At 48.1% G+C, this 7,462-nt stretch carries 13 protein-coding genes; 11 read left to right on the top strand and 2 right to left on the bottom strand.

Going from position 1 to position 7,462, the window contains the following annotated elements; translation table 11 throughout:
* Window positions 1-288: 288 nt before the first annotated feature.
* The 4 genes from Q668_RS14670 to Q668_RS14655 all read left to right on the top strand — a co-directional run bounded on the left by Q668_RS14670 (window position 289) and on the right by Q668_RS14655 (window position 3,022).
* Window positions 289-882, top strand: coding sequence for a hypothetical protein (locus tag Q668_RS14670; protein WP_152521797.1), 594 nt, complete (start codon window positions 289-291; stop codon window positions 880-882).
* An 85-nt stretch (window positions 883-967) separates the two neighbouring features.
* Window positions 968-1,255, top strand: a complete 288-nt coding sequence (locus Q668_RS14665) for a hypothetical protein (RefSeq protein ID WP_022990383.1) — start codon at window positions 968-970, stop codon at window positions 1,253-1,255.
* 266 nt (window positions 1,256-1,521) lie between these two features.
* Window positions 1,522-2,229: a hypothetical protein gene (locus Q668_RS14660; protein WP_022990382.1), complete on the top strand. Its 708-nt coding sequence runs from the start codon at window positions 1,522-1,524 to the stop codon at window positions 2,227-2,229.
* A gap of 67 nt (window positions 2,230-2,296) precedes the next feature.
* Window positions 2,297-3,022: a hypothetical protein gene (locus Q668_RS14655; protein ID WP_081697619.1), complete on the top strand. Its 726-nt coding sequence runs from the start codon at window positions 2,297-2,299 to the stop codon at window positions 3,020-3,022.
* Window positions 3,023-3,082: 60 nt separating this feature from the next.
* Here the strand turns inward: Q668_RS14655 and Q668_RS16965 are convergent, their stop codons facing one another.
* Window positions 3,083-3,397, bottom strand: a complete 315-nt coding sequence (locus Q668_RS16965) for a type II toxin-antitoxin system RelE/ParE family toxin (protein ID WP_081697618.1) — start codon at window positions 3,395-3,397, stop codon at window positions 3,083-3,085.
* Between the two features lie 2 nt (window positions 3,398-3,399).
* Window positions 3,400-3,636, bottom strand: a complete 237-nt coding sequence (locus tag Q668_RS14650) for an addiction module protein (protein WP_022990379.1) — start codon at window positions 3,634-3,636, stop codon at window positions 3,400-3,402.
* A gap of 142 nt (window positions 3,637-3,778) precedes the next feature.
* On the opposite strand from Q668_RS14650, the gene Q668_RS14645 reads away from it, so the two are divergent.
* From Q668_RS14645 to Q668_RS14625, 7 genes are all read left to right on the top strand, one after another.
* Window positions 3,779-4,231 carry a hypothetical protein gene (locus Q668_RS14645; RefSeq protein WP_022990378.1) on the top strand — a complete coding sequence of 151 codons (453 nt, stop codon included), beginning with the start codon at window positions 3,779-3,781 and terminating at the stop codon, window positions 4,229-4,231.
* A 154-nt stretch (window positions 4,232-4,385) separates the two neighbouring features.
* Window positions 4,386-4,892 carry a hypothetical protein gene (locus Q668_RS17150; RefSeq protein ID WP_152521796.1) on the top strand — a complete coding sequence of 169 codons (507 nt, stop codon included), beginning with the start codon at window positions 4,386-4,388 and terminating at the stop codon, window positions 4,890-4,892.
* Window positions 4,893-5,047: 155 nt separating this feature from the next.
* Window positions 5,048-5,947: a DUF4238 domain-containing protein gene (locus tag Q668_RS16960; RefSeq protein ID WP_081697617.1), complete on the top strand. Its 900-nt coding sequence runs from the start codon at window positions 5,048-5,050 to the stop codon at window positions 5,945-5,947.
* A gap of 82 nt (window positions 5,948-6,029) precedes the next feature.
* The gene (locus Q668_RS14640) at window positions 6,030-6,344 is read left to right on the top strand and encodes a transcriptional regulator (RefSeq protein ID WP_022990377.1); all 315 of its coding nucleotides are present in this window, start codon (window positions 6,030-6,032) and stop codon (window positions 6,342-6,344) included.
* Window positions 6,337-6,636, top strand: coding sequence for a helix-turn-helix domain-containing protein (locus Q668_RS14635; RefSeq protein WP_022990376.1), 300 nt, complete (start codon window positions 6,337-6,339; stop codon window positions 6,634-6,636). Before Q668_RS14640 ends, Q668_RS14635 begins: the two co-directional genes overlap by 8 nt.
* Before the next feature lie 142 nt (window positions 6,637-6,778).
* A complete protein-coding gene (locus tag Q668_RS14630; RefSeq protein WP_022990375.1) occupies window positions 6,779-7,048 on the top strand; it encodes a type II toxin-antitoxin system Phd/YefM family antitoxin in 270 nt (89 codons plus the stop codon).
* Window positions 7,049-7,306, top strand: a complete 258-nt coding sequence (locus Q668_RS14625) for a type II toxin-antitoxin system RelE/ParE family toxin (protein ID WP_022990374.1) — start codon at window positions 7,049-7,051, stop codon at window positions 7,304-7,306.
* The last annotated feature ends 156 nt before the right edge of the window (window positions 7,307-7,462 follow it).

Genomic DNA, 7,462 nt, shown 5'->3' with positions numbered 1-7,462 from the left:
ACACCATCGACGAACTGTTGCCCCACAACTGGAAGCCGGCTACACCTGACAAGGTGTGATGGGCGGACGCTTACGGTGTTTCAAACATAGTGCATCGGCTCATGTCGGTGCCGGGTTACGGAGTAGGCCGTCACGGTCAGTGCCAGGGAACAGGCAGTGTCATTACCTGCCACTAACCAGCCGCTGTAGTACGCGGCCGATGGCCGCCGGACGCCCTTTACATTGCGGCTTCGCCTCCATTACAAGGTCGCCGCTAAGCTCAGCGTTAAGTTTACATCGGGATCGGTCATGGATGAAAAAATACGAGCATCCTGGGAACGAACTCTTCATCCAGAAACCCTCAAAACCAACATCATCACAGCATCAATATTCTCGATGGCTTTCGAAATGCTGAAGAGCAGCATTGTAGAAAAGATCGAAGGTTTCTTTACGAACGGGTTTGATCAGAATGGACCGATTATCAGCCCAGAATACAAAGAAAAGGTCCTTTCCCTGAATAGAAGTCCCGTCTATGCGTCATTGAGGTGGCTGCAGGACATGGATGCCATCAATGATGAGGACATGGGGAAGTTTGAACAAGTCAAAAAGTGCCGCAACACGCTGACACACGAAATGCTTTCTTTCGCGTCTAGTGGGGTAGATTTCGACGTTGCGGAAGCATTCGACGAAATGGTGGCGCTGTTACGAAAGATCGAAATGTGGTGGTTCGAGCATTTTGAAATGGCAATAGATCCGGAATCCTATCCAGACGATTTGGATCTGGATCAGGTGATTCCTGGGCCAGTCTGGAGTCTCCAAATGCTTATAGATGTTGCGTTGGGCCCAAAGGAAGAGGCTGAGAAGTATTATGACCTGTTTGTGGCAGCCGCAGACAAAACTTAACCAGTGGGTGAAGCCGACCGGTACTACGCTGCGCTCCGTCCCGGCGGCTTACCCAAGGCGTTAAATGTCACAAGGAGTCTGGGTCATGGATTGGCTAATCTGGGTTTCGGTAGCGGCACTTGCTATTGGGATTTGGCACGAAATTAATCGATTTCCCGCGACGGGTAATTCTCTGCGCAAACTTCAAGAAGCTCTCGATGATCTTCAGTCAGAAAACGAGGATTTGAAGCAGCGCCTGTCGACCCTTGAAGAAGACTATCAAGAGGTCTCTGAACAATTAGACCGAATTCGTGATCCTGCATATTGGCGGGCCATCGACGAAAAGGATGGGGAGACTCTGTATGAACTCGACAAGCAGCGTGGAAACATTTAACCAGTCATTCAAGTTCGTTCCCGGCCTAGCGGCCGTCCACCGGACGCCCTAGTCGGGCGCCGCTTAATATTGGCGTTGAGGCTGTAGAAAAACGGCGGCGGTGCTGGATTGATCGAATTTGACCAATAAATGAACTAAAAATAGGGCCTATTCTTAAAATCTGAAGTGCTCGTCATCGAAAACGCACCCAGATTTTACGTAGGAGCGCCACCCCAAAAAGAGGCGAGGGTTTTTCTACAGCCTCGTTAGGCAAAAAGGATTAAACCTTGATCAAATTTGAAGAACGAGCTGTAGCTTTTGTCGATGTGCTGGGCTTCAAGTCACTGGTTGAGCAGGCTGCGTCCAGCGAAAAGGCTCTGAACCAGCTGTCTGAGCTTGTCTCGCTTCTTGAAGGCGTTGTTCCAAAGCTCGACCAAACGGTTGATAGGAGTATCCCGCATCACTTGATTCCAAGGCATAACTGCATCTCTGATTGCATTATCCTGAGTGCCCCAGTAAGCGATGCAGGTAGGTCGAGTTACAATGGGCTTGAAGTTGTAATAATGCGAGTGATTCAGCTGACACACTTCTTTCTTGATGCCGGGTACCTTGTTAGGGGCGGGATTTCCGTCGGCAAAGTATGGCATACCGATTCAAATATAGTGGGCCCCGCTTATCAAGAAGCCTACTTACTCGAAGCGAATGGCGACGAGCCAATGGTGGTTCTCTCTGACTCTGCGAAGGCGGTTCCCAGATGGGGCTCGCGAATGTGTCTTGAGCATGGCGGAAAGGTGTTCGTGAACGGGCTGCATGATTTTTATATTCCAGGAAATACAAAACATGGAGCCATTGAAGCGGCTTACAGTAAATATGCGAAGCTGGCCGACGGCGCTTTGAATGGCCAGCTCCCGAAAAAGGCAAAAGACAAATGGTCGTGGTTTAAAGCCTACCTTGATTCTGAGTCACAAGAAGGCATGAAGTGGACTAATGCCTAACAAGTCACGGAAGACGGACGCGTGAGACGCGCCGCTTCGTTCAGCGTTAGGTATGAAGGGAGGGGCAGTGCCGAATATCAAGTTTGAGGATAGAGCTGTAGCGTTCATCGACGTTCTCGGCTTTAAAAATGTTGTCGATGCGGCAGGTCAAGGGGGAAATAAACATGCTGAACTCGAGACCCTAATTGATTTGCTGGAGAGCGCAGTTCCCAATCTGGATGGAACTGTAGATCATACGGTGCCCAAGGACCTGATTCCGAAACATATTTACATATCGGACAGCATTATTTTGAGTGCTCCACTAACCTCAAGCCAAATGCCCAGTTATCGGGGATTGTCGATTCTGGTGATGCGCGTTATCCAGATTAGTCATCTCTTGCTGTCTAAAGGATACTTGCTCCGAGGAGGCATATCGGTCGGCTCAGTTTGGCACACTGATTCGAATATCGTCGGTCCTGCGTATCAAGAGGCATATCAGATAGAGACAAACACCCTTGTCCCCCGAGTTGAACTGTCATCCAGTGCAAAAAACCATTGGATCAACACCGAGGGACATTCGAACAAGATGTGCCTCGATTATATGGCTCGATTCATGGTCAATGTGTTGCATGACTATTACATACAGGATGATTCTCATGGTGCGGCGGAACGCGCCTTCGAAGAATATTCTCGCACAATAGATAGCAACCTGAGAGCGCCTAATCATCCAGAGCCGGTCAGGTACAAGTGGTGGTGGTTTAAAGAGTACTTGGAAAGTGAAGTTGAGCGGAATGACTACATCATTCATACCTAACAAGGCGGTCAACGGGACGCCAACTGCGCTGCGCTCCGTTGGCGCCCATTACCGCTGGCGTTAGGGCTTACTGCGTTTCCGCCAATAGCCAGGTTTTCGGGAGTGGTGAGCAACGGCAATGACTACAGCTTCTTCTGGCAGTTCAATGGCGACTATATCGTATGGGAAGCGTTCCAGAATCAGGCGTCTTGCACCGGTATCGCCGGCTTCTTCGGGGAGAGGTGATAAGGGGATGAAGTTTTCTTCAATAACGTCGATGGCAGCATCAACAGCAGCAAAAAACTCGGCCCCGAGTCCAGGCTGCTCATATTCATACCATGCTGCTGCCTCTATCGCTTCCTGCGAGGCATCTTCCAGTATCCTTACCGTTCGCACTGTTACTGGCCTAACCTCGCTCTCATCTTTGATCGAAATTCTTCACGGCTGAGCAGTGTGGCTTTTCCGCTTTTGACCTTGGACACACGGCGAACAATTTCATCGTTCCAAGCCTGCTCGACTGTGTCGTCACGGGGGCCGTCCAGGCTCATTATTAGCTCCCGAGCCAGCGCTGCACGTTCCGACTCGGAGAGAGTCGAAATCTGGGAGCGTAGGTGGTCTAATGTTTCGGTAGTCATGGTGCCTCCGCGAGTGGCGATACAGCTATGCTATCCCGATTCAAAGGCCCTAACAAGGCCAGCCACGGCGACGTCTACTGCATTGCGGCTTCGCCTCTATTCCGTAGCCGCGCGTGCTGAGCGGCGTTATGCATAGAGAGTTATGAGAGAACTCATCGAGATCGTTATCAAGGTTTTTGCTGCCTACCTGGTCTTTAGCACTTTGGGGAATTACATTCCGCTTGCTCTGGTTCCAGACGCATTTAGTGGCCAACATTCGCCACACATTTGGTTCCTTGCTGCAGGCGTCTCTGTGCCAATCGTTATCGGCATGGTTTTGTGGCTCAGAGCGCCAAAGATCTCCAAGGCTGCTCTTTCCTCAGAAGCCAGCGGGCCTGTCATCCCAGAAAGCGGTGTCGTATCTGCTGGCGTGTTTTTAATTGGCGTTTATTGGTTCGTTCGCTCTGTAAGTGTGCTGCTGACTCAAGTGGGCTCTCAGGTGTCGATAAACTATGGTTGGTGTGTGGTTTTGGTCTTGTCTGTCGGTCTGATTCTCGGTAACAGCTTTATCGCCAAGATGTTCCGAAAGATTCGTGCTGCGGGCAACAATGCATAACCAATCGCTTAAGTACGTTCCCGGCCTGACGGCCGTCCACCGGACGTCCCTGAGGGGCCGCCGCTTAGCTTCGCGTTAAGCAACTACTTGCACCATTTTTCTTATGTTTGATAAAATAACGCTTTATATTTGATGTAACTTAAAGGAACTTACAATGCGTTTTTATGGTTTGGCTGTTTTACTTCCAAGTTTAATTATTAGCTCAGCATCTTTCGCGAATGACTCTCAGCTGCTTCTCAATCGAGTCCATGAATATGGTATTAAAAAATGCGATTCGTTTATTAGTCAAAATACTAAGCTTCAGGGTAATTGGAACTTCTTTATAAATAAGCACACAGGGGGCATGGATGGTCCAGCGACGGAAGTGACTATTACCAATATTTGGGGCAGTAAGGGAGATACAGTTAAAACAGAAAGCACCTATATTCAGACTGCAAAAAACTGCTACTTGAGAGAGACTTGGACATTAACTAATCCAGGCTCCTGTGGTGATAATATAGATGGAAACTATTGGTATGTTTCAACAGAAATGCCAAATAAAGATTACACTACATACAAGAATTCGGGTGGAGTAGAACTCCATGCAAAGGAAATCTCGGTGGGTAACTTTAAAGCATGTGTTCAGGAAGGTTCTAGGAGAGCTTCTGCTAAACACGGTTAGTTGCTTAACAAGGCGTTTAAGACAGATTCCCAACGCATGGCATTTTTCATTCCATCGTTGGGTTTTGTGTTTATGGTGGCATGGTTAAGTTTAGTGGTTGCGTTGCTCACTACTTAACGCGGCGTTATGTTTCACTAAAAGTCTAGCATCAACTTATGAATAAACCCGTAAATCATCATTTTGTGCCGCAACACTTTCTTTCGGCATGGGCAATTGGAAAAGAGTCTAAGAAACTTTGCCGCTTTAGAAGAATTGAACACACTGGAAAATTCGAAGTAAAGAATGCCTCTATAAAGCACTCTGCAAATATAAAAAATCTTTACGAAATGATCTTGCCAGATGGCTCATTTGAAATTGAATCTACACATGTTACGCCTAAGTTAGATGAGGTGGGATATAAAGCTCTTAATTCGGTTAGGGGTGCAGATTATGCGATAATCCCAACGAATACTAAAAAGGACCTTGCTTTTTACCTTACATGCCTAGAGGCAAGAAATCCAAGTGTCCTTGAACTAATGGAACTATCAGAAGAAGAATTTTTATCGATCAAAAAATCCATAACCCAAGGATCAAAGGGTTCTATAGATGAAGTCTTCAGTTATATTGGTAGCTCTCCAACAAAAAGCGTTATGGTTTTTGCACTGTTTATTGTAAATGAATTGACTGGATTTCAATCAGAGCCATTTCATCATGGACTGCTCAATGCAAATGTTGAGGAATTTAACTTCGATACAGACTGTTTGCTAACAAGTGACTACCCAACATTTAGGATGGGGCACTATAACAAGGACGTTTTATTTTCTGTGGCAGTGACTCCTCGAAAGGCTCTTGTTTACTCTGAAAATGAATTCGCTCAAGTATTTAAGTTGCTCCCAAAAGATGAACAAGTCAAAATGATCAACATGCTAACAGTTGCGAAGGCAAAATCAGCTTATTCAAATAATGATGATCTTGCATCATTCGTAGAAGAGCACCTTGGGTGGGCTATAGGTAATAGTAGTCAAGCTCATATCCAACAATATATTTTGAACAACATAACAAGTAAATCCAGGTGACGCCTACGGCGCACCTGATTTAGGCGTTAACCCTTCCATCCGCCACCTTGCAAAACTCCGTCAATGACGTATATTGGTCGTCATGTTTACCATCATCGAAACCCCAACATTCGAAGCAGATGCCAGAAAAATTTGGACCGAGGAAGAGCGAAGTGCCTTCTTCGCCTGGTTGGCAGCCAATCCGGAAATTGGCGATCCCATTCCAGGTAGCGGCGGATGTAGAAAGGTTCGATGGTCGGTGGCGGGTTCAGGGAAGCGTGGTGGAGTGCGAGTCATCTACTTCACCAGATTGGCAAATGGTGAGATCTGGTTATTGGTGATCTACAAGAAAGCCGTCAAGGAGAACATACCCGCGCATATCCTGAAGTCGATTCGTGAGGTATTGGAAAATGAGTAATGAGACTCTGAGTGCTGAGGAGCTTGGCAATAAGCTGCTCCAATCTGTTAAAGAAATGAAAGCGGGCAACGCTGCGCGCGTCAGTCGTGTGGAGCCAAATGAGGTCGCAGAGGCGCGCGGCAAGACTGGTCTTACACAACGAGAGTTTGCCGAGGTGCTCCATATTTCTCCGCGCACGTTGCAGGAATGGGAGCAGGGGCGACGTAAACCCTCTGGGCCGGCAAAGGCGCTCATTGAGATTGCGTTTCGCCATCCGGAGGTTATTCGGGAAGACCTCGAGCTCAGGGGTTAACAAGGCCAATCACGGCGACGCCTACTGCATTGCGGCTTCGCCTTCATTTCGTAGCCGCGCATGTTGGTGGGCGTTATGTTTCTTAACTGCACCTGTTAACTGGTGCTATTAATGGCACCAAATCGTTGGCTAGGTAATCACTATGCAAGTGAAATTTTCCGAGGATGTCATTCCTCTCTCAGACCTTAAAATCAATCCCGGAAAGGTGGTTGGTCGAGCGCAGGACACGCATCGCCCAATCTTGCTCACCAGCCGTGGCCGCGGCATAGCTGTTGTGCAGGGGCTTGAGGATTATGAGAGAACTGCTGAGGAATTGCGGTTTGTAAAGGCGGTGGCGCGAGGGCTTATGGATGTTCGCGAGGGCAACACCGTATCGTTGGAGGACGCCAAGAAAACGTTGGGTATCAAGTAAATGGAACTACGCATAGCACAGTCCGCTCTTGAGGACTTACAGGCTATTCAGGAGTATTACAAAGAGCAGGATGTGCCTCATATCGGTGATGATTTCGTGGCTGCTATCCTGGAGCACTGTGAAATGCTTCAAATCCACCCGGATGCTGGCCGAGTTGTTCCTGAACTCAACATGGATCATATTCGCGAATTGATTCACGCGCCGTTTCGAGTTGTCTATCTCAGGCAGGCTAAAGAGGTTCTGCTCATACGAGTCTGACGGAGTGAGAGGCAGCTCGAATTACCAGCAAACGAAACATAACCAAGCCATGCACCGGATGCCAAACTCTCTGCTGCGTATTCCGGCGAACGTGACCGGTCATTCCGGGGATCGTGACCGATTCGCACACGGCCATCACGCTGGAGTCAGTTTTGT

The sequence above is a fragment of the Marinobacter sp. ES-1 genome (assembly GCF_000475255.1).
Classification (GTDB): Bacteria; Pseudomonadota; Gammaproteobacteria; order Pseudomonadales; family Oleiphilaceae; genus Marinobacter; species Marinobacter vinifirmus.
Note: the sequence above shows the minus strand (reverse complement) of the source record. Positions and strands in the feature narration are given on the sequence as shown.

Bases quoted from the DNA above. Each gene is read 5' to 3' on its own strand.
- Q668_RS14665 (WP_022990383.1), top strand. From the start codon at position 968: ATGGATTGGCTAATCTGGGTTTCGGTAGCGGCACTTGCTATTGGGATT.
- Q668_RS14630 (WP_022990375.1), top strand. From the start codon at position 6,779: ATGCAAGTGAAATTTTCCGAGGATGTCATTCCTCTCTCAGACCTTAAA.
- Q668_RS14645 (WP_022990378.1), top strand. From the start codon at position 3,779: ATGAGAGAACTCATCGAGATCGTTATCAAGGTTTTTGCTGCCTACCTG.
- Q668_RS17150 (WP_152521796.1), top strand. From the start codon at position 4,386: ATGCGTTTTTATGGTTTGGCTGTTTTACTTCCAAGTTTAATTATTAGC.
- Q668_RS14670 (WP_152521797.1), top strand. From the start codon at position 289: ATGGATGAAAAAATACGAGCATCCTGGGAACGAACTCTTCATCCAGAA.
- Q668_RS14635 (WP_022990376.1), top strand. From the start codon at position 6,337: ATGAGTAATGAGACTCTGAGTGCTGAGGAGCTTGGCAATAAGCTGCTC.
- Q668_RS14625 (WP_022990374.1), top strand. From the start codon at position 7,049: ATGGAACTACGCATAGCACAGTCCGCTCTTGAGGACTTACAGGCTATT.
- Q668_RS14650 (WP_022990379.1), bottom strand. From the start codon at position 3,636: ATGACTACCGAAACATTAGACCACCTACGCTCCCAGATTTCGACTCTC.
- Q668_RS14640 (WP_022990377.1), top strand. From the start codon at position 6,030: ATGTTTACCATCATCGAAACCCCAACATTCGAAGCAGATGCCAGAAAA.
- Q668_RS16960 (WP_081697617.1), top strand. From the start codon at position 5,048: ATGAATAAACCCGTAAATCATCATTTTGTGCCGCAACACTTTCTTTCG.